General features: G+C 59.9%; 13 protein-coding genes. 8 read left to right on the top strand and 5 right to left on the bottom strand.

Translation table 11 applies throughout. The features are described 5' to 3' along the window. The first annotated feature begins 23 nt into the window (after nt 1-23). The 3 genes from BM132_RS04090 to BM132_RS04080 all read left to right on the top strand — a co-directional run bounded on the left by BM132_RS04090 (nt 24) and on the right by BM132_RS04080 (nt 3,736). Complete coding sequence (locus BM132_RS04090; RefSeq protein WP_092398156.1) at nt 24-1,169, top strand: ABC transporter ATP-binding protein; 1,146 nt, start codon at nt 24-26, stop codon at nt 1,167-1,169. Further along, nucleotides 1,166-2,668 carry a glycoside hydrolase family 32 protein gene (locus BM132_RS04085; protein ID WP_177218137.1) on the top strand — a complete coding sequence of 501 codons (1,503 nt, stop codon included), beginning with the start codon at nt 1,166-1,168 and terminating at the stop codon, nt 2,666-2,668. The genes BM132_RS04090 and BM132_RS04085 overlap by 4 nt, the downstream gene beginning before the upstream one ends. Before the next feature lie 75 nt (nt 2,669-2,743). Continuing rightward, entirely contained in the window at nt 2,744-3,736 is a 993-nt protein-coding gene (locus tag BM132_RS04080) for a LacI family DNA-binding transcriptional regulator (protein WP_092453450.1), read from the top strand. Between the two features lie 57 nt (nt 3,737-3,793). Here the strand turns inward: BM132_RS04080 and BM132_RS04075 are convergent, their stop codons facing one another. The 5 genes from BM132_RS04075 to BM132_RS04055 all read right to left on the bottom strand — a co-directional run bounded on the left by BM132_RS04075 (nt 3,794) and on the right by BM132_RS04055 (nt 12,425). Beyond that, nucleotides 3,794-7,270, bottom strand: a complete 3,477-nt coding sequence (locus tag BM132_RS04075) for a M10 family metallopeptidase C-terminal domain-containing protein (RefSeq protein WP_092453447.1) — start codon at nt 7,268-7,270, stop codon at nt 3,794-3,796. Nucleotides 7,271-7,379: 109 nt separating this feature from the next. After that, nucleotides 7,380-8,708 carry a TolC family outer membrane protein gene (locus tag BM132_RS04070; RefSeq protein WP_092398148.1) on the bottom strand — a complete coding sequence of 443 codons (1,329 nt, stop codon included), beginning with the start codon at nt 8,706-8,708 and terminating at the stop codon, nt 7,380-7,382. A 1-nt stretch (nt 8,709) separates the two neighbouring features. After that, on the bottom strand, nt 8,710-10,029 hold the full coding sequence (locus BM132_RS04065) for an HlyD family type I secretion periplasmic adaptor subunit (protein ID WP_256244120.1): 1,320 nt from the start codon (nt 10,027-10,029) through the stop codon (nt 8,710-8,712). Between the two features lie 18 nt (nt 10,030-10,047). Then, nucleotides 10,048-11,763 (bottom strand): type I secretion system permease/ATPase, encoded by a 1,716-nt coding sequence (locus tag BM132_RS04060; RefSeq protein WP_092453443.1) that lies wholly within the window; start codon nt 11,761-11,763, stop codon nt 10,048-10,050. Between the two features lie 236 nt (nt 11,764-11,999). Beyond that, entirely contained in the window at nt 12,000-12,425 is a 426-nt protein-coding gene (locus BM132_RS04055; protein WP_092453441.1) for a VOC family protein, read from the bottom strand. 102 nt (nt 12,426-12,527) lie between these two features. On the opposite strand from BM132_RS04055, the gene BM132_RS04050 reads away from it, so the two are divergent. The 5 genes from BM132_RS04050 (at nt 12,528) to BM132_RS04030 (ending at nt 20,407) form a co-directional block, all read left to right on the top strand. Then, nucleotides 12,528-13,403 carry a LysR family transcriptional regulator gene (locus BM132_RS04050; protein WP_092453439.1) on the top strand — a complete coding sequence of 292 codons (876 nt, stop codon included), beginning with the start codon at nt 12,528-12,530 and terminating at the stop codon, nt 13,401-13,403. Between the two features lie 163 nt (nt 13,404-13,566). Beyond that, on the top strand, nt 13,567-14,331 hold the full coding sequence (locus tag BM132_RS04045) for a substrate-binding periplasmic protein (RefSeq protein ID WP_092398584.1): 765 nt from the start codon (nt 13,567-13,569) through the stop codon (nt 14,329-14,331). A 209-nt stretch (nt 14,332-14,540) separates the two neighbouring features. After that, nucleotides 14,541-15,794, top strand: a complete 1,254-nt coding sequence (gene mexE / locus BM132_RS04040) for a multidrug efflux RND transporter periplasmic adaptor subunit MexE (protein WP_092398138.1) — start codon at nt 14,541-14,543, stop codon at nt 15,792-15,794. A 15-nt stretch (nt 15,795-15,809) separates the two neighbouring features. After that, on the top strand, nt 15,810-18,989 hold the full coding sequence (locus tag BM132_RS04035) for an efflux RND transporter permease subunit (RefSeq protein WP_092398136.1): 3,180 nt from the start codon (nt 15,810-15,812) through the stop codon (nt 18,987-18,989). Continuing rightward, entirely contained in the window at nt 18,986-20,407 is a 1,422-nt protein-coding gene (locus BM132_RS04030) for an efflux transporter outer membrane subunit (protein WP_092453437.1), read from the top strand. Before BM132_RS04035 ends, BM132_RS04030 begins: the two co-directional genes overlap by 4 nt. Nucleotides 20,408-20,574 lie beyond the last annotated feature (167 nt).

Genomic DNA, 20,574 nt, shown 5'->3' with positions numbered 1-20,574 from the left:
CAACAAAGACAAGGAACAGCATCGTGATCAAGTTGAAGCTAGACAACGTGAACAAACAATTGGGCGGCATGCGCATTCTTCGCGACGTCAGCCTGGAAATCGCCGCCGGTGAATTCGTGGTGTTCGTCGGCCCCTCGGGCTGCGGAAAATCGACCCTGCTGCGACTGATCGCCGGGCTCGACTCCATCTGCGCCGGCGACCTACTGATCGACGGTCGCCGGGTCAATGACCTGGAGCCGCGCGAGCGTGGCGTCGGTATGGTGTTTCAGTCTTACGCGCTCTACCCGCACATGAGCGTCTACGACAACATCAGTTTTGGTCTGAAACTGGCCAAGACCGAAAAGACCAGCCTGCGTGAGCGCGTGTTGAAAACCGCGCAAATCCTGCAATTGGATAAACTGCTGCAACGCAAGCCCAAGGAACTGTCGGGCGGGCAGCGTCAGCGGGTGGCCATGGGCAGGGCCATGGCGCGGGAGCCGGACATTTTGTTGTTCGATGAGCCGCTGTCCAATCTGGACGCTTCCTTACGGGTGCAGATGCGTAACGAAATCGCCCGACTGCATGCTCGACTGGGCACCACCATGATCTACGTGACCCACGATCAGGTTGAGGCGATGACCCTGGCCGACAAGATTGTCGTGCTCAATGGCGGCCACATCGAGCAGGTTGGCTCGCCGCGGGAGCTCTACGAGCGCCCGGCCACTCGCTTTGTCGCCGGTTTCCTGGGTTCGCCCAGAATGAACTTTCTTGCTGCGAGCCTGCATACGCCAGGCGCAAGCAGCCTGGTTGAAAGCCTCGTATTGGGCAGGACCGCCCTGCCCTTTGACAGCTCGAGCCTGGCGGCGAACAGCCAACTGAGCCTGGGGATTCGCCCGGAACATGTGACGCTCAAGGCGGCACAGGGCACTGCTGGCATCGCCGTGATCGGGGTCGAATACCTGGGCAGCGAAACCTATGTACACCTCGATACCGGCCAGGATGAGCCCATGATCTGTCGCTGTGAGGTCCACGCCGGGTGGCGAGTGGGCGATCGGGTCGAACTGCAGGTGGAGATCGACAATCTGCACCTGTTCGATGCCGACGGTACGGCCTTGAGGCGCCACCCACAAACCCTCGAAACCCCGTTGGATGATATTGCCCAGCGCTCGGTACGAGCAGGCGCCCTATGACCGTGTGTGTGAATCCCATGAACGCTCCCATGTCCGCGACCCTTGAGCTTGCGCAACAGGCGCTGAACGCTGGCCTGTCCCGCGTCATCGATGACTATCGCCCCGATTATCATCTTGCCCCGCCCGCGGGCTGGATGAACGACCCTAACGGAGTGGTGTATTTCCGTGGCGAGTATCACGTGTTCTATCAACATCACCCCTTCGACGCAAAATGGGGCCCGATGTATTGGGGGCATGCCAAGAGTGCTGACCTGGTCCATTGGCAGCACCTGCCCATCGCGCTGGCGCCGGGCGATGACTTTGACCGCGACGGGTGTTTTTCCGGCAGTGCGGTGGTGTGTGGCGACACGTTGGCGTTGATCTACACCGGGCACACCTGGCTGGGGGAAGTGGGTGACGAACGCCAGATCCGCCAGGTCCAGTGTCTTGCCACCAGCGTCGACGGCATCCGGTTCGTCAAGCAGGGTGTCGTCATCGAGACAGCACCGCAAGATGCGATCATGCATTTTCGTGATCCCAAGGTCTGGAAGGACAACGACTATTGGTACCTGATTGCTGGCGCACGCCTGGGCGATACGCCTTTGCTCCCGTTGTACCGTTCCACCGATCTGCGCGCCTGGGAGTTCCTTGACTATGTATCCCGTGGCAACGAGGGCGATGGCTATATGTGGGAGTGCCCGGATCTGTTTCGGCTCAATGGGCGCGACGTGCTGCTGTACTCCCCCCAGGGCATGCGCCCAGAGGGTTACGAGCGGCTCAATAAGTACCAGACCGGCTATCGCGTGGGGCAACTCGACAGCCAATGGCATTTCAGCGGCGGGCCGTTTATCGAGCTGGATAACGGCCATGACTTCTATGCCGCGCAAACGCTGGTAGCCGCCGATGGTCGGCGCCTGGTGTGGGCGTGGCTCGACATGTGGGAAAGTCCGATGCCGAGCCAGCCCCATCACTGGTGCGGCATGCTCGGACTGCCCCGCGAGCTGCAATTGCATGCTGATCGCCTCAGGGTGTTCCCGGCCCGGGAATTGACGGCGTTGCGCAAGGCGCCGTTGCCAAGCACGCCTGCGTGGGGTGAATCGGGCACTCGGTGGGTGCCGCAAGTGAATGGCGACAGGCTCGAGATCCATGTGCAGTTGAATTTACTCGACTGCACCGAAGGCACCCTGGGCATCGCCTTGCGATGCAGTGCCGATGGCGATGAATACACCCTGCTTTACTACGATGCGTCACTGCAGCGCCTGGTGCTCGACCGCAGTCGTTCGGGGGCACAAGTGAGCGGTCAACGCAGCGTGGCGATCGACCGGGAACAAGAGCCTCTGCAACTGCGTGTGTTTCTGGACCGCTCGTCCATCGAGGTGTTTGAGCAAAGCGGCCGCTTCAGTCTCAGCAGCCGCATCTACCCCCAGCCCAACAGCCTGGGGGTGAAGTTACTCGCAAGCGGGACTGGCGGGGATGTCTCCATCACCCATGCGTGGCCTTTGGCCTCGGGGTGGCTATGAGCATCGTCATTCGAGTCGCGAGAAGCCCGGAGCCTGTGTCATGATTCGGCGTCAACCTGACCGGCCGCATCTCGCATGACTTCAGTGAAAGACGTTGCACAGCTGGCCGGCGTGTCCCTGATGACGGTTTCCCGAGCGCTCAACACCCCGGAAAAACTGAGCCCGGAAACCCTCCAGCGGGTGCGTCGCGCCATTGACGAACTGCAATTCGTACCGAGCCTTTCGGCGCGCAGGATGCGCGGGGACAATCTCCAGGCGCGAACCATCGGTGTGTTCGCACTGGATACCGCCACCACCCCCTTCGCCGTCGAGCTGCTACTGTCCATCGAGCAGACCGCGCAGCAAGCCGGCTGGAATGTGTTTATCCTCAACCTGTTGAGCAACCCGCCCACCGAGCAGAACATCGACCTGATGATGTCACACCGTCCCGACGGGCTGATCTTCAGTGCCATGGGGTTGCGCCAGGTGAGCATCCCCGAGCGTTTAAAGAGCAAACCGCTGGTACTCGCCAATTGCCTGGCCGATGACACTCGCCTGGTCAGCTATGTGCCCGACGATGAAACGGGGCAGCATCGAGCGGTGCATCACGCCTTGAGCCAAGGCTATCGGCGCCCTCTGTGTATCAATCTGCCAAAACAGAGCCTTGCCTGGAGCCTGCGACAAGAAGGTTTGCAAAGTGCCTGCCAGGCCTTTGGGCTGGCGCCTGAAGCGCTCCTGCAATACGACCTTTCCGATCACGATGCCTACGGTGAAACCGCAGCCATTCTCGACCGGCACATCATCGAGGGGCGACCGCAGTTCGACATTCTGATCTGCGGCAACGACCGTATCGCCTTCTGTGCCTATCAGTTGTTGCTGGGCCGTGGCCTGAAGATTCCCGGCGACGTTGCGGTGCTCGGCTATGACAACATGATCGGCATCGCCGAGCTGTTCATTCCGCCACTGACCACGGTCCAACTGCCGTACTACGAGATCGGGCGCAGGGCTGCCCGGCACCTGATCGAGAACCTCGAGGTGTCGGGCGCCCAGCCAGTAGATTGCCCATTGGTAGTCAGGGCGTCGCTATAAGCCGAGTCGGCATTGGGCAATGCTCTCACTGTCTCAAAGCGTCAGGACACCGCTTTATCAAGCAATCAGATCGTTGGCACTGAAGGTATTGACGCCCAGTAGCTGGATTTCGAAATCCGCATCCAGATTGCCATTGATGTTGCCGTAAAGCACCTGATCGACGAAGCGCAATTGTCCCGCGTCGGTGAAGTCGTTCGAGTCGATGAAGCTGAACCCATTGATTGGCGCGTTCAGGACATCAGCAGCCAGTTTCGATAGGTCAATCTTATCGCCCAGGATGCTGCTGAAGTCGGTAATGACGTCGCGAGCGCTTCCCGTACCCAGTTCATTCAGCGCACTGAAAACAAATCGATCGGCTCCAGTGCCGCCCGTGAGAGTGTCACTGCCAACGCCGCCGATCAGCGTGTCATCGCCTGCGCCACCGTTGAGTTTATCGTTGCCTGCTCCACCGTTCAGCACGTTGTTGCCGGTGTTGCCGTTCAGCACGTTGCCCAGGGCGTTGCCGGTGCCGTTGAGGTGGGCGGTGCCGGTCAGGGTGAGGTTTTCCAGGTTGGCACCCAGACTCCAACTCACCGAGGAGCGCACGGTATCGATCTCGCTAACCGTGGTGTTGGTTTCGCGGACGATGTCCCTGAGGTTGTCGACCACATAAGTGTCATTGCCGGTGCCGCCGATCAGCGTGTCGATACCGCTGCCACCGTCCAGGGTGTCGTTACCTGCTCCGCCGTTCAGCACATTGTTGCCGGCGTTGCCGATCAGCACATTAGCCAATGTGTTGCCGGTGCCATTGAGGTGGGTGCTGCCGACCAGGGTGAGGTTTTCCAGGTTGGCCCCCAGGGACCAGCTCACCGAGGAGCGCACGGTATCAATCTCGCTGACTGCGGTGCTGGTTTCGCGGACGATGTCCCTGAGGTTATCGACCACGTAAGTGTCCTTGCCCGTGCCGCCGATCAGTGTGTCGATACCGCTGCGACCGTCCAGGGTGTCGTTACCTGCTCCGCCGTTCAACACATTGTTGCCGACGTTACCAATCAGCACGTTACCCAATGTATTGCCAGTGCCATTGAGGTGAGCATTGCCGATCAGGGTGAGGTTTTCCAGGTTGGCACCCAGGGACCAGCTCACCGAGGAGAGCACGGTGTCGATTTCACTGGCCAGGGTGCTGGTTTCACGGACGATATCCCTGAGGTTGTCGACCACGTAGGTGTCGTTGCCGCTGCCGCCGATCAGCGTGTCGATGCCACCGCCACCGTTCAGGCTATCGTTGCCGGCGCCTCCGTTGAGCACGTTATTGCCCGCATTACCCGTCAGTACATTACGCAGGGCATTGCCGGTGCCATTGAGGTGAGCAGCGCCGGTCAGGGCGAGGTTTTCCAGGTTGGCCCCCAGGGACCAGCTCACCGAGGAGCGCACGGTATCGATTTCACTGGCCAGAGTGCTGGTCTCACGGACCACGTCCCTGAGGTTGTCGACCACGTAGGTGTCGTTGCCAGTGCCGCCGATCAGCGTGTCGATACCACTGCCACCGTTCAGCAGATTGTTGCCGACGTTGCCAATCAGCACATTGTTCCGGGCGTTGCCGGAGCCACTGAGGTGGGCAGTGCCGATCAGGGCGAGGTTTTCCAGATTGGCCCCCAGGGACCAGCTTACCGAGGAGCGCACAGTATCGACTTCACTGGCCAGAGTGCTGGTCTCACGAACAATATCCCTGAGGTTGTCGACCACGTAGATGTCGTTGCCGGTGCCACCAATCAGCGTGTCGATACCACTACCGCCGTCCAGTGTGTCGTTGCCTGCGCCTCCATTGAGCACGTTATTGCCCGCATTACCCGTCAGTACGTTACGCAGAGCATTGCCGGTGCCGCTGAGGTGAGCAGCGCCGGTCAGGGCGAGGTTTTCCAGATTAGCGCCCAGGGTCCAGCTCACCGAGGAACGCACAGTATCGATTTCACTGGCCAGTGTGCTGGTTTCACGGACGATGTCCCTGAGGTTGTCGACCACGTAGGTGTCATTGCCGACGCCACCGATCAACGTGTCGATACCCCCGCCGCCGTTCAGCAGGTTGCTGCCGGCGTTACCGATCATTACGTTGCCCCGCGCATTGCCGGTGCCATTGAGAGAGGCTGATCCGGTCAGCGTGAGATTTTCCAGATTGTTGCCCAGGGTCCAGCTTACCGAGGAGCGCACCGTATCCACTTCGCTGACCAGGGTGCTGGTTTCGCTGATCAGGTCCCCGATGTTATCGACCACGTAAGTGTCGTTGCCGGTGCCACCGATCAGCGTGTCGATACCACTGCCACCATCCAGGGTATCGCTGCCCGCCCCTCCCGAAAGGGTGTTGGCGCCAGCGTTACCGGTGATACGGTTGTTCAGCGTGTTGCCGGTACCGTTGAGGTTGCCGGTGCCGCTCAGTGTCAGGTTCTCCAGGTAGCTGCCAAGAATGTAGTTGATGGATGAAACAACGCTATCGATTCCTCCATTGAGGGCACTGCTTTCCTGAACCACGTCACCGCCGTTGTCGACGACGTAAGTATCGTTACCCGCCCCGCCGATCATCATGTCCTTGCCGGCACGGCCATTTAGCAGATTGTTTAGTGCGTTACCTATGAGCGTGTCGTCATTGGCCGAACCGACTGCGTTTTCAATTTTTGCGCCGTAGGCGATCGCCAGTCCTTCGTTGAACGCCGCCTGGGTGTCCAGGTCGATGAACGCTTGACCGATTTTGCTGAACTGGCCTTCGTTCAGATTGATGCGCACCGCTGCGACCTGATTGGTGGCATCGATAGTGTCATTGCCGCCGGCGTCCCAAATCGTTTCGAAAACCGATTGGTCTGCCGCCCAACTGTATGTGTTGTTGCCGGTTTGCCACTGAGTGTTGGCCCCATAGAGGCTCTGGATGGCGGCAATGTCCAGCAACATGGGCGTGGTTGGCTCATAGGAATAAGCACTGTCGTAACTCATGATGGTATAGCGGACATCATCGAACTGAGGCGCCAGTACCGTGGGGTTTGACAGGCTTTGTGAGAACGGGTGCTTGAGGCCCAGAGCATGGCCGATCTCATGCATAAAAGTCAGATAGTCGTACGTGCCTTTGACGGGAGTCGGGTCGTTCGTCACTGGCCCGATCCAGACATCACCGGCACTGGCGGTGTGGGCGGGAAAATAGCCCCAGGCAGCGGTGTCTTCGTCCATATCCAGATAGCCGCCGAAGCGCAGATCACCGACATTGGTGGAGGACTCGTTGACCCGTGTGAATTTGAGATTGGCGACCGAACTCCAGGTGCCGAGTGCGCTGACGATGGCGTTTTGCTGCGCTGACGTCAGGAGGTAGATGGACTCATATTCATTATCACTGCTGTAATTAATGGCGAAACGCGAGTCCGCAGTGACGAAGCTATACGTCAGGGGCGTGGTAAACGTGCCGGTACTCCACGAGTTGCCCATCCAATAAGTGCCATAAAGCAAGCTATTGACTTGCGCATTGCCGGTCAGCTTTGCGGACGAAACAAACGAGTAACCAACGGGATGGGGCATGTGAAGCTTCCTTGAGCAGTCTGTGGCCTTTCCTGGACGCGGCCATTACAGAGGGATATTTTGCATCAGAAAGAGTGGATTTAACATCATCTTGCCACTATTTTTATCTTCATTGAGATGACGGTGCTACGAGCCATTCGTTGACCCTGCGGATATCCCCCTCCCCCAATCTGCCGCTCCAGCGATGCAGCACCAGCAAACTGGTCACGAACTTGTATTGGGACTGATTGAAGTCGCGCCGTGCGCGAAACTCTTCCTTGATACTGTCCAGCACATCGACGGCATGCTTGACGCCGTATCCGAAAGCCTTCTCGGTGCCTATCCGTGATTTTTCGGCGGATTCCAAGGCACGTTGTGTTGCCTTGATTCGGCTGAGCCCGGTTGTCACGCCGAGATAGGCCGTTCGGGTTTGCGTGATGATCTGACGCCGTAAGGCTTCCAGCTCTTGCTGGGCGACTTCCTTATCGTTTTCGGAGCTTGATACTCGGGCACGGGTGGAGCCGCCGCTGTAGAGCGGCACCTGCAAGTCCAGGGAGGCGACGAGATTGTCCGAGCGGGGTGTCAACGCGCCTTCATAGCCGATATCACTGCGTTGCGCGGTCAAGTTCAACCCCAACCGTGGCAGATGTCCCGCCCTGGCTTCACCGATAGCGGCCTCGGCGGCGCGGATACCGTGCTCGCGGGCAAGCAGTGCGGGGTTACTGTCGAGTGCCGTCTGCACCCAATAGTCCTGCGCTTGCGCAGGCAAACTGAAGGCCGGATTGCCTGCCATGCGCTTGAGCGGCTCACGGATATCACGCCCCACCAGTTCGGACATGGCTTGGCGACTCACCTCGACCTCATTGCTGGCTTCGATCTCGTCCGCCCTGAGCGCATCCACGCGCGCCTCAAGGTCAAGTACATCAGTCACCATCGCCATTTGGCGTGCATACAGCGCGTGGGTCCGTTTGAGGTTGCGCTCGGTCGCATCCAGCTCGCTGCGTACCAGGGCCAATTCGTCCTCCGCCGCGAGAACCGCGAAGTAGCGCTCGGATAAATCAATGCTGGCCTGCACCTGGGTGTCATCGGACTCGTACTCGCTCTGGCGGGCCAGTTCAATGTACTTTTGATAGCTGCGCCAGACCTGCGGATCGTAAATAACCTGATTGAGCATCATCGCCAGGCGTTTGCCGTTGTATTGAATACGATTCAAATCGTCATCGCGGCGACTGCGGTTAACACTGCCGCTGGCATTGAGCTGTGGCAGCAGTTGACCAAAGGCCGCCCGCTCGCTGCCCTCACCACTACGGACCATGGCTTGTGCCCGTAAAATACGCGGGTCAGCCCCTTGAGCTTCCTGATGCAGCTGCAACAGATCTGTGTAAGGGGGCGTCGAGCTGTCGTCAGCAAGAGCGCCAAGCGGCACGAGGGCCAGACTCATCGCGATCAGAAGCTTCATGTCAATCCTCGATCAACGAACGGGCAAAAGCATTGCTGGCCGGCTGCATCAAATACTGCAACAGCGTCCGCGCGCCCGTATTAATCAGCACTTCGACCGGCATTCCTGGCACCAGGGTCAGATTACCCAGGGCCTGACGTCCCTTGTCGGTCAGGGCCACGCGTGCCAGGTAATAAGCGGCGTCGGTGTCCTTGTTGATCAGGCGATCAGCTGATATCTGCACCAGTTGCCCTTCGATGACTGGCGTGGTGCTGCTCTTGAAGGCACTGAAGCGAATGTCCGCCAATTTGCCCAGTGCGACACGGTCGATGTCCATCGGTGACAGCTGTGCTTCTACAATCAGTTCTTCGTTGGCCGGGACGATGTCCAACAGCGCAGTGCCTGGACTGACCACTGCGCCCAGCGTGTGTACGGTCATACCCATGACCATTCCCGACTCGGGCGCGAGGATATCGGTGCGTTGGTCGCGGTCCTGCAGGGTGGCCAGCCGCTCGCGCAATTCATAGACCTTGGTCTGCGCATCGCCCAGCAGACCTGCGACCTCGGTGGCAAAAGTCTTTTTCAGTTGCAGTATCTTCAACCGCGCCTCGTCGATATGAACCCGCGCTCGCGCGCTTTCGGAGCGGCTTTCGGCGATTTCGGTCTGCAGGCGAGAGAGACTTCGCTCTTGCTCGCGCAGACGCTGCTTGTCCACGTAGCCTTCGGCAAGCAATGCACGCAAGTCGACAATCTCTTCTTCATAGGAAGCGGCCAGCATCTGCTTGCTGGCGATGACGGCCTTGAATCCGCGAATCTGTTCTTCGATTTGTCCGATGGACTTCTCCAGCAAGCCGATTTCGCCCAGCAACGAGGTCCGTCGGGTCTGGAAAATCCGCGCTTCACTGTCGCGAGCCTCGCGCACTCGGGGATCATTGGGATCCAGCGTAGGCACGAGCGGTGGCTCGGGCAGCGCATCACGTTCAGCCACCAATCGGGCCTGGAGTTCGAGCGCGGCGATCAACTGGCTACGCATGGCTTCCATCTCCGAACGCGCCTGGGTGTTGTCGAGTACCAACAATACATCGCCGGCTTTCACCAGGTCGCCGTCGTGCACGCGCAGTTCGCGCACAATGCCGCCCTCAAGATGTTGTACGGTCTTGCGATAGCTCTTGACGGTGACCACGCCCGGCGCGAGCGCAGCACTGTCGAGCGGAGCCAGGGTAGCCCAGCCGCCAAACAGGCCAAAGGTGACCAGCAGCATGAGGTAGCCGATGCGCCGCACGGGTTTGTCATCGATTGGCAGCCCGGACATATCGACGGATGAGTGCTTACTGTCTTGCATAACGTTGTTCATCCGTCCCTACGATTCAATCGCGGCAGCCTGGTGGGCCGTGGGCGTCGCGCCCTGCAGCCGTGCCAGGATTTTGTCGCGCGGCCCGAACAGACTCAGCTCGCCATGATTGAGAACCAACAGCTTGTCCACCTGCGCCAGCACCCCGGATCGATGGGTAATGACAAACACCGTGGCCCGACTCTGCCGCAGTTTCTGCAGCGCTTGGGCGAGCATTTTTTCTCCAGCGTCATCCAGATTGGAGTTCGGTTCATCAAGTACCACCAGACGCGGCTCACCGTACAAGGCGCGGGCCAGCCCGATGCGTTGCCGCTGGCCGCCAGAGAGTCCACCGCCATTGGCGCCAATCAATGTGTCGTAGCCATCGGGCAGTTGCAGCACCAGTTCATGTACACCGGCCATGCGCGCGGCGGCGACCACTGCAGGCGCATTCACCGGACCGAAGCGTGAGATATTCTGGCTGATGCTGCCCTCGAACAGTTCTATGTCCTGGGGCAAATAGCCGATGTACTGGCCCAGTTCGTCCCGGCGCCATTGGCTGATGTCCGCACCGTCCAGGCGCACGGTCCCGGCCAGGTTTGGCCAGATCCCCAACAACGCCCTGGCCAGGGTCGACTTTCCTGCGCCGCTGGGACCGATGATCCCCACCGCTTCACCAGCGGCCACTTGGAAGTCCACGCCGCGAATGATCGGCTTGCGATTGTCCGGGGAACCCACTGAAAGCCCCTCGACGCGAATCGCCCCTTCAGGTGCCGGCAACGACATGCGCTCAGGCTCGGCGGCGATCTTGACCAGCAACTCGCGTAATCGGGCATATTGCGAGCGTGCGCCAAGAAAGCCTTTCCAGACGCCGATCAACTGATCGATGGGCGCCAGGGCGCGCCCCAGTAAAATGGAGCCGGCAATCATCAGTCCGGGCGAAATTTCATGATTGATCGTCAAGTAGGCGCCCAGGCCCAGCATCAGCGACTGAACAATCTGACGGAACGTCCTGGACATCGCCATCATGCTCGCGGCGCGGTCACTGGCCAGGCTTTGCAGGGTCAGGACCTTATGGGTTTGCCCGTTCCAGTGCTGACGCAGACTTGCAAGCATGCCCATGGACTCGACCACTTCGGCATTGCGCAGACTCTTGTTAGTGAAGGTGGTAGCCGCGATCTGCTCGCGGTTGGCAGCCTGCAACGGTGTGTGAGTGAGCTTCTCGTTGATGAAAGCCAACGCCCCTAGCATCACCGCACTCACGACCCCCATCCACCCGAACCAGGGATGAAAAATGAACATTACCGCCAGGTAGATCGGAATCCACGGAGCATCGAAAAAGGCAAACAAGCCGTTACCGGTCAGGAACTGGCGCAAGGCGTTAAGGTCGCTCAACGGCTGGGCGGTGGCATTCATGCCGTTGGTGTTGAGTGCCTGCTTGAAACTGGCGTCGAACAGACGCTGGCCCAGCAGCGTGTCCAGGCGAGTACTGATTCGTACCATAATCCGCGAACGAACCCACTCCAGGCCGCCCATCGTGATCATCAGCAGCAACATGATCAGCGTGAGCATCAACAGAGTCGACTGGCTGGCGCTTCCTACGGCGCGGTCATACACCTGCAACATGTAGAACGATGGAACCAGCATCAGCAAATTGACGAAAAAACTGAAAAAACCAACGCAAAGAAAACTGCCTTTGCATACGGCAAGGGCGCCTTCCAGCTCGGTCCTGGGGTGGGCTGACATGATTCTTACCTGAGGCCCGCTTATGGGCAGACCTGCGAAAACCTAGTGGATACAGGCGCACATACGCCCTGAGTATGGGGGGCGACCCCCTCTGAAGCGCTTGCGCAATCAGGATCTACGCGCGCTGTATCGGCATGTGTGTGCGGTTCTGAAGGGGTATACCCTCAAAGGATCGCCATCGCCTGTTCTTACATCTTTAGTCGCCCCAACTCTGTGCCTGCCCACCTTTGCTTGGACTACTTTGCGAACAACTGGCTCATATCCTTGAACGCCTTGAATTCAAGGGCGTTACCGCAAGGGTCGAACAGGAACATCGTCGCCTGCTCACCCACCTGCCCCTTGAAGCGAATGTAGGGTTCAATCACAAACTCGGTGCCGAAGGATTTCAAGCGTTCGGCCAGTGCTTCCCATTCTTCCCAGCCCAAAATGATGCCGAAATGAGGAACAGGCACGTCATGGCCGTCCACCGGGTTGCTGTGGACGTTTTCCTGGGCAGCGGTTTTGGGCTGCTCATGAATCACCAGTTGGTGGCCGTAAAAATTGAAGTCGACCCACTGGGCGCTGGAGCGCCCCTCTTGCAGTCCAAACACTTCGCCATAAAAGGTGCGGGCACCCGCGAGGTCGTAAACCGGGATCGCCAGGTGGAAGGGTGAGAGGCTCATCAAGATTCCTTTTTTGTGTCTTTTAGGTGAGGCCATCGTAGTGCGGCGCTACAGGCGGAAAAATCAATATATATTGCTTAGAAACACAACTAATATTTGTGAATGATTAAAGAACTCAAGACGCTCATCGCCGTGGCACGGGAAGGCACTTTCGCGGCGGCCGGGAACAGGATCGGCCTCACCCAAGCTGCCGTGAGCGCGCAGATCCAGCGCCTGGAGGCGCAGTTGGGCTTCGAAATATTCGACCGCAAAGGACGCTCGGCCCACCTCAATCGCGAGGGTCAGCAAGTCCTCTTGCAGGCGCAAGAGTTGCTTCGTCTCTACGACAACCTGGGCGGTGGCTTCCCGGAGCTTGCGGCCAGTGTCCTGGTGAACATTGGCGCCATTGCGTCCGTCCAGCGTTCCTATTTGCCGGACGCGTTGGCCAGGTTCCATCAGCAATGCCCTCAGTGCCGTACGCGGGTGCTGCCGGGGCTTTCGATGGAGCTGGTCAACCTGGTGGACGCTGGCGAAATCGACATGGCGGCCATCATCCGTCCGCCCTTCTCGCTTCAGAGCGACCTGCGCTGGACGACCCTGACACTTGAGCCGTATCGATTGATCGTTGCACGCCAAGTGCCGGGGGAAGACTGGACGACACTCCTTTCCAGCCTTCCATTCATTCGATATGACCGTGCTTCATTCGGTGGCCGGCAGGTGGATCGTTTCCTGCGGCAAATGCACTTCACCGTGCGCGAGGTGTGTGAACTGGATGAACTGGAGGCCATCATCAAGCTGGTTGAAAACGGTGTGGGGGTGGCACTGGTGCCACAAACATCGGCGCATGACTGGCCGGCAGGAGTTAGAGCCCTCGACCTTGGCCAGCACACCTTCCACCGGGATATCGGATTGGTGCATCGGTCGGGGCAAAGCCTCACCGAACCGGTACGGATACTGGCCCAACTGATTGCTGAACAAGCCAGGACAGGGCCTGAGTAAAAAGGTTTTTGTCGGCCGGATGATCTATACCTTCAGATACACGCAATCAGGCCGACAGCGTGGCATGCACTGATAAAAAAGCCGTGGCAAACATGGCAGGACGATGTTTCTGGCGCCAAGCGTTTGGAACGGCGCATCACTTTCAATGCCTGAAGTATCGATCATGAGCCGGATCAAACGCGTATTGGAAGGCCGTACAAAAGCACTCGCGCACCTGTGTCTGATATTGCCGATGCTGATTGTCGGTAGCGCGTACGCCGCCCCCTTGACGATTGAACTGCACATTCTCGACGCGCCGCCGCTGACGTTTGTCGACGACCCCAGGGGGCACGGAATTGTCGGCGATGTTGCCGTGGCAGCCATGACCCAAGCCGGGTATGCCGTCAAGCTGCATATCCTTCCCTGGGCCCGGGCACAGAAACATGTCAGCGAACAGCGCAATCACTTGATCGCCCCCCTGTCGCGCACACCGGAACGTGAGGATCGTTTTACCTGGATCGCTTCGGTCATGCCCATGGAGCGAGCGTTCTTCACCCTCGACCGGCCAGTGAGCAGCTTCGCCGAAGCCAGGCAAACCTACCGCAAGATCGGCGTCGGCCTGGGAAGCGCGCAGCAGGAAATCCTGCGCACCGAAGGGTTCAGCGACGACCAGATCTATCCACTGGCCATCGGCGACAACCCCGCCCAGATGCTCTTGATGGGGCGTATCGACGCCTGGTTCAACGGCGTCCCTGAGAGTCGGTATATTTGGCCAAAGGTGTCCAAGCGAACACTGCTGATGAGTCCGGTCAAGAGCAGTGCCGATCTCTATCTGGCCTGCTCCAAGCAGTGCTCCCCAAAAATGGTCAAGAAGCTGCGGGCGGCCGTTGAAAGCCTTCGCGCCAGCGGTGAGATCCAGCGCATCCATGACCGTTATCTGCCGCAGTAGCAGTCTTCCCGCAGGCAGCTTTGCGCCTCTAGCAACCTGAAGGGATATCAGCAAGATTGATAGCAGCCTAACGAAAGCCCCAGGCTAGACGGCTGGGCGATGGCTTATATCATTCCGAATGATAGTTACCTTTGCTTCATTCGATTCGTGCCTCACCGCCTCCCCCCGCATCATCCGCCCATCTCAAATACTCTTGGCGGATGCTATCCATGGAATATTCACTTTCAAAACTGCGCTTTCCCCTCGCACTGATGGCGGTGCTGGTGATGAGCGCGTGCGGCAAGACCCCAGATACGGCGGCATCCATGCCGGCGGCCAAAGTCAGTGTGGCCAAGGTGCTGGAGCAGCCGGTCAATGAGTGGGACGAATTCACCGGGCGCCTCGAGGCGCCGGAAACCGTCGAGATCCGACCACGGGTTTCGGGGCAGATCGATAGCGTAGCGTTCACCGAAGGCGCGCTGGTCAAGAAAGGCGATCTGTTATTCCAGATCGACCCGCGTCCGTTCCAGGCTGAAGTTCGTCGCCTTGAAGCCCAACTGGCCCAGGCCCGTGCCACCGCCACCCGCAGCGAGAACGAAGCCAAGCGTGGCGAGCGCCTGCGCTTGAGCAACGCCATTTCCGCCGAGCTGGCGGATTCGCGCACCAGCGCTGCCCAGGAAGCTCGTGCTGCCGCTGCGGCGATCCAGGCGCAACTGGACCTGGCCAAACTGAACCTGAGCTTCACCCGGGTCACGTCGCCCATCAGCGGTCGCGTCAGCCGGGCGGACATCACCGCCGGCAACCTGGTGACCGCCGATGTCACGCCGCTCACCAGCGTGGTGTCCACCGACAAGGTCTACGCCTACTTCGATGCCGACGAGCGCGTCTTCCTCAAGTACACCCGCCTTGCCCGCGAGGGCCAGCGCGGTCAGGCGACTCCGGTCTACATGGGCCTGTCCAACGAGGAAGGTAATCCGCACCTGGGCCATATGAACTTCATCGACAACCAGGTCAATCCACAGACCGGTACCATTCGTGGTCGCGCGGTGTTCGACAACCAGGATGGCGCCTACACCCCAGGGCTGTATGCCCGACTGAAACTGGTAGGCAGCGGCACTTACTCAGCCGTGCTGATCAACGACGAAGCGGTCGGCACTGACCTGGGCAAGAAATTCGTGTTGGTGATGGACGCCGACAACAAGCCGGCCTACCGCGCTGTCGAGCTGGGGCCGAAGATCGAAGGCCTGCGCATCGTGCGCAAGGGCCTGAGCAAGGACGACACCATCATCGTCAAGGGCCTGCAACGCGCTCGTCCCGGTGCGCCGGTCACGCCTGAAACCGTGCCGATGGCCAGCGAAGAAACCATCGCCGCCCTGGCACAACAACGAAAAGCGCTCGAAGCCAGCAACCTGCCCCAAGTCGCGCCTGCCAAGGCTGCTTCCGGATCGGCAGGCAAACTGGCCGCAGCGACCCCACGCGGTTAAGGGACTGAACTCAAGATGAAATTTTCCCAGTTCTTCATTTCGCGGCCGATCTTCGCAGCGGTGCTTTCGCTGCTGATCCTGATCGCCGGCGCCATCTCACTGTTCCAGTTACCGATCAGCGAATACCCGGAGGTCGTACCGCCGACCGTGGTCGTGCGCGCCAACTTCCCGGGCGCCAACCCCAAGGTCATCGGCGAAACCGTGGCCGCGCCCCTGGAGCAAGCCATCACCGGCGTCGAGAACATGCTGTACATGTCCTCGCAATCGACCGCTGACGGCAAGATCACCCTGACCATCACCTTCGCGCTGGGCACCGACCTGGACAACGCTCAGGTGCAGGTGCAGAACCGCGTCACGCGGACTGAACCCAAGTTACCGGAAGAAGTCACCCGAATCGGCATCACGGTGGACAAGGCTTCGCCCGACCTGACCATGGTGGTGCACCTGACCTCGCCGGACCAACGCTACGACATGCTCTACCTGTCCAACTACGCCCTGCTCAACATCAAGGATGAGCTGGCGCGTCTGGGCGGCGTGGGTGATGTGCAGCTGTTCGGCATGGGGGACTATTCCCTGCGGGTCTGGCTTGACCCGAACAAGACTGCTTCGCGTAACCTGACCGCCACCGACGTGGTCACCGCCATCCGCGAACAGAACCGTCAGGTCGCCGCCGGTGCCCTGGGTGCACCTCCGGCACCCAATGCCCAGGCATTCCAGCTCTCGATCAACACCCAGGGACGCCTGGTGAATGAAGAAGAGTTCGAGAACATCATTATTCGTTCCGGCGAGGACGGTGAAATCACCCGTCTCAAAGACATCGCACGAGTGGAGTTGGGCTCCAGTCAATACGCCCTGCGCTCATTGCTCGACAACCAGCCGGCGGTGGCGATCCCAATCTTCCAGCGCCCTGGCTCCAACGCCATCCAGATCTCCAACGACGTTCGCGCCAAAATGGACGAACTCAAGCAGAACTTCCCTGCGGGGATGGACTACAGCATCGTCTATGACCCGACGATCTTCGTGCGCGGCTCCATCGAGGCGGTGGTTCACACCCTGTTCGAAGCGCTGATCCTCGTGGTGCTGGTGGTGATCCTGTTCCTGCAGACCTGGCGCGCCTCGATCATTCCGCTGGTGGCCGTGCCGGTGTCGCTGATCGGTACATTCGCCGTGATGCACCTGTTCGGTTTCTCGCTCAACGCGCTCTCGCTGTTCGGGCTGGTCCTGGCGATCGGTATCGTGGTGGACGACGCCATCGTGGTGGTGGAGAACGTCGAACGGAACATCGGTTTGGGCCTGACTCCGGTGGAAGCCACCAAACGCGCCATGGGCGAAGTGACCGGGCCGATCATCGCCACGGCACTGGTGTTGTGTGCGGTCTTCGTACCGGCGGCGTTCATCAGTGGCTTGACCGGGCAGTTCTATAAGCAGTTCGCTTTGACCATTGCCATCTCCACGGTGATCTCGGCCTTTAACTCCCTGACCCTGTCGCCAGCCCTGGCCGCGGTGCTGCTCAAGAGTCATGACGCGCCCAAGGACCGGTTTTCCAGGTTCCTGGACAAGATTTTCGGCGGCTGGCTGTTCCGTCCGTTCAACCGTTTCTTCGATCGTGCCAGCCACAGCTACGTGGGTACGGTAGGCCGAGTGATTCGCAGCAGCGGCATCGCCCTGCTGGTGTACGCGGGCCTGATGGTGTTGACGTTCTTCGGGTTCTCCAATACCCCGACCGGTTTCGTACCGGGCCAGGACAAGCAATACCTGGTGGCCTTCGCGCAACTGCCGGATGCCGCGAGCCTGGACCGCACCGAAGACGTGATCAAGCGCATGTCGGACATGGCCCTCAAGCAACCGGGCGTTGAAAGCGCCGTGGCCTTCCCTGGCCTGTCGATCAACGGCTTCACCAACAGCCCGAACGCCGGCATCGTGTTCGTGACCCTCAAGCCTTTCGACGAGCGCAAGGACCCCAGCATGTCTGCCGGGGCCATTGCCGGGGCCTTGAACGGCCAGTACTCGGAAATCCAGGAAGCCTACATGGCGATCTTCCCGCCGCCGCCGGTACAGGGCCTGGGCACGATCGGTGGTTTCCGTCTGCAAATCGAAGACCGGGGCAACCTGGGCTACGACGAGCTGTACAAAGAAACCATGAACATCATCACCAAGAGCCACAACGTGCCGGAACTGGCCGGGCTGTTCACCAGCTACACAGTGAACGTGCCGCAGGTCGATGCCGCCATCGATCGTGAAAAAGCCAAGACCCATGGCGTGGCCGTCAGTGACATCTTCGACACCCTGCAGATCTACCTGGGCTCGCTGTATGCCAACGACTTCAACCGCTTTGGCCGCACCTATCAGGTCAACGTTCAGGCCGAGCAGCAGTTCCGCCTCGAGTCGGACCAGATTGGCCAGCTCAAGGTACGCAACAACCGTGGCGAGATGATCCCGCTGGCGACCTTCATCAAGGTCAGCGACACCTCGGGACCTGACCGGGTCATGCACTACAACGGCTTCATCACTGCGGAAATCAACGGTGCCGCCGCCCCGGGCTACAGCTCCGGCCAGGCTGAAAAAGCCATCGAGAAACTGCTCAAGGACGAATTGCCCAATGGCATGACTTACGAGTGGACCGACCTGACGTACCAGCAGATTCTCTCGGGCAACACCGCGCTGTTCGTGTTCCCGCTCTGCGTCCTGCTGGCGTTCCTGGTGCTGGCGGCGCAGTACGAAAGCTGGAGCCTGCCACTGGCGGTGATCCTGATCGTACCGATGACCCTGCTGTCGGCCATTACCGGGGTGATTCTCTCCGGCGGCGACAACAACATCTTTACCCAGATCGGATTGATCGTACTGGTGGGGCTTGCCTGCAAGAACGCTATTCTGATCGTCGAGTTTGCCAAGGATAAACAGCTCGAGGGGCTGAATCCCCTGGCTGCGGTGCTGGAGGCCTGCCGCTTGCGTCTGCGGCCGATCCTGATGACTTCCTTCGCATTCATCATGGGTGTGGTGCCGTTGGTCTTCTCCAGCGGTGCCGGTGCGGAAATGCGCCATGCCATGGGTGTCGCGGTGTTCTCGGGCATGCTCGGGGTGACCTTCTTCGGCCTGCTGCTCACGCCGGTGTTCTATGTACTGATCCGCAACTTTGTCGAGCGCAGCGAGGCCCGCAAAGCGGCCCGTGCCTTGAAACTGGAGGCGCAACAATGAGTTTGAAAGTGTTTGTGCCAAGCCTGCTGGTACTGGCCTTGAGTGCGTGCGCCGTGGGTCCGGACTACAAGGCACCGCAAACGGAGGCGGCGAACATTACCACCGCCACCGACGGTGCCGCCGGTCAAAAGAATTTCGACCGAGCGCGTTTCGAAGGGATCTGGTGGCAGCAATTCGAAGACCCGACGCTCAATTCACTGGTCACCCGGTCCCTGGAAGGCAACCGCGAGTTACGCGTGGCGTTCGCCCGTTTGCGAGCGGCCCGGGCAATACGCGACGACGCCAGCAATGACGTCATGCCGACCATCACCAGCCGTGCCAGCAGCAACCTGGGCAAAGGCCAGGTGCCGGGCGAAACCACCGACCGGGTCAGTACCGAACGCTATGACCTGGGCCTGGACATGGCTTGGGAACTGGATCTGTTCGGGCGTATCCGGCGTAACCTGGAAGCCACCGATGCCGATCAGCAGGCGGTCGAAGCCGACCTCTATCAGTTGCAGGTGACAATGATCGCCGAACTGGTGGATGCCTACGGTCAACTGCGCGGGGCCCAACTGCGGGAAAAAATCGCCCTGGCGAACCTTGAGAACCAGCAGGCATCGCGCAAGATCACCGAAAGCCTGCGCGATGCCGGCGTCGGCGATCAGCTCGACGTGGTCCGTGCCGATGCGCGCCTGGCCTCGGTCGAAGCCAGCGTGCCGCAGTTGCAGGCCGAACAGGTACGCCAGCGCAACCGCATCGCTACCTTGCTGGGCGAGCGCCCGGACAAACTGAGCGTGGACCTGAGCCCTAAACAGCTGCCGGCCATCGCCAAGGCCCTGCCGATTGGTGATCCGGGTGAACTGTTGCAACGTCGCCCGGACATTCTCAGCGCCGAGCGCCAACTCGCTGCCGCCACCGCGCGCATCGGCGTGGCCAAGGCCGACCTGTTCCCACGGGTCAGCCTCAGCGGTTTCCTGGGCTTTACCGCCGGGCGCGGTTCGCAGATCGGCTCATCGGCGGCCAATGCCTGGGCGCTGGGGCCAAGCATCACCTGGGCTGCCTTCGATTTGGGCAGTGTGCGGGCTCGTCTGCGCGGTGCCGACGCCGAGGCGGACGGCGCCTTGGCGACCTACGAACAGCAAGTGCTGTTGGCCCTGGAGGAATCGGAAAACGCCTTCAGCGACTACGGCAAGCGCCAGCAACGCCTGATTTCGCTGATCCGGCAGAGCGAATCGAGCCGAGCCGCCGCTGACCTGGCCGAAATCCGCTACCGCGAAGGCACCGAGGATTTCCTCGTCCTGTTGGATGCCCAACGTGAGCGCCTGGCCGCCGAGGACACTCAGGCCCAGGCCGAAGTGGACCTGTATCGCGGCATTGTCGCGATCTACAAGGCCCTGGGCGGTGGCTGGCAACCGGAAACCGTAGCCAGCAACTGACCGACCTGATTCAACCGAGCTCCTTTGGTTGGCCGCAACCAACCAAATTTTTGCCCCGCTTCCCCTATTGGACGCGGGGCTTTTTTTGGTCATATCGCCATACTTTGTGGGAGCGAGCCTGCTCGCGATAGCGGCATGTCAGTCAACTTAAACGCCAACTGATACAC

The organism is Pseudomonas sp. NFACC45 (assembly GCF_900113505.1).
GTDB lineage: Bacteria > Pseudomonadota > Gammaproteobacteria > Pseudomonadales > Pseudomonadaceae > Aquipseudomonas > Aquipseudomonas tehranensis.
This window is presented reverse-complemented; position numbering and strand designations above follow the sequence as displayed.

Bases quoted from the DNA above. Each gene is read 5' to 3' on its own strand.
- BM132_RS04085 (WP_177218137.1), top strand. From the start codon at position 1,166: ATGACCGTGTGTGTGAATCCCATGAACGCTCCCATGTCCGCGACCCTT.
- BM132_RS04080 (WP_092453450.1), top strand. From the start codon at position 2,744: ATGACTTCAGTGAAAGACGTTGCACAGCTGGCCGGCGTGTCCCTGATG.
- BM132_RS04075 (WP_092453447.1), bottom strand. From the start codon at position 7,270: ATGCCCCATCCCGTTGGTTACTCGTTTGTTTCGTCCGCAAAGCTGACC.
- BM132_RS04070 (WP_092398148.1), bottom strand. From the start codon at position 8,708: ATGAAGCTTCTGATCGCGATGAGTCTGGCCCTCGTGCCGCTTGGCGCT.
- BM132_RS04065 (WP_256244120.1), bottom strand. From the start codon at position 10,029: ATGCAAGACAGTAAGCACTCATCCGTCGATATGTCCGGGCTGCCAATC.
- BM132_RS04060 (WP_092453443.1), bottom strand. From the start codon at position 11,763: ATGTCAGCCCACCCCAGGACCGAGCTGGAAGGCGCCCTTGCCGTATGC.
- BM132_RS04055 (WP_092453441.1), bottom strand. From the start codon at position 12,425: ATGAGCCTCTCACCCTTCCACCTGGCGATCCCGGTTTACGACCTCGCG.
- BM132_RS04050 (WP_092453439.1), top strand. From the start codon at position 12,528: ATGATTAAAGAACTCAAGACGCTCATCGCCGTGGCACGGGAAGGCACT.
- BM132_RS04045 (WP_092398584.1), top strand. From the start codon at position 13,567: ATGAGCCGGATCAAACGCGTATTGGAAGGCCGTACAAAAGCACTCGCG.
- mexE (WP_092398138.1), top strand. From the start codon at position 14,541: ATGGAATATTCACTTTCAAAACTGCGCTTTCCCCTCGCACTGATGGCG.
- BM132_RS04035 (WP_092398136.1), top strand. From the start codon at position 15,810: ATGAAATTTTCCCAGTTCTTCATTTCGCGGCCGATCTTCGCAGCGGTG.
- BM132_RS04030 (WP_092453437.1), top strand. From the start codon at position 18,986: ATGAGTTTGAAAGTGTTTGTGCCAAGCCTGCTGGTACTGGCCTTGAGT.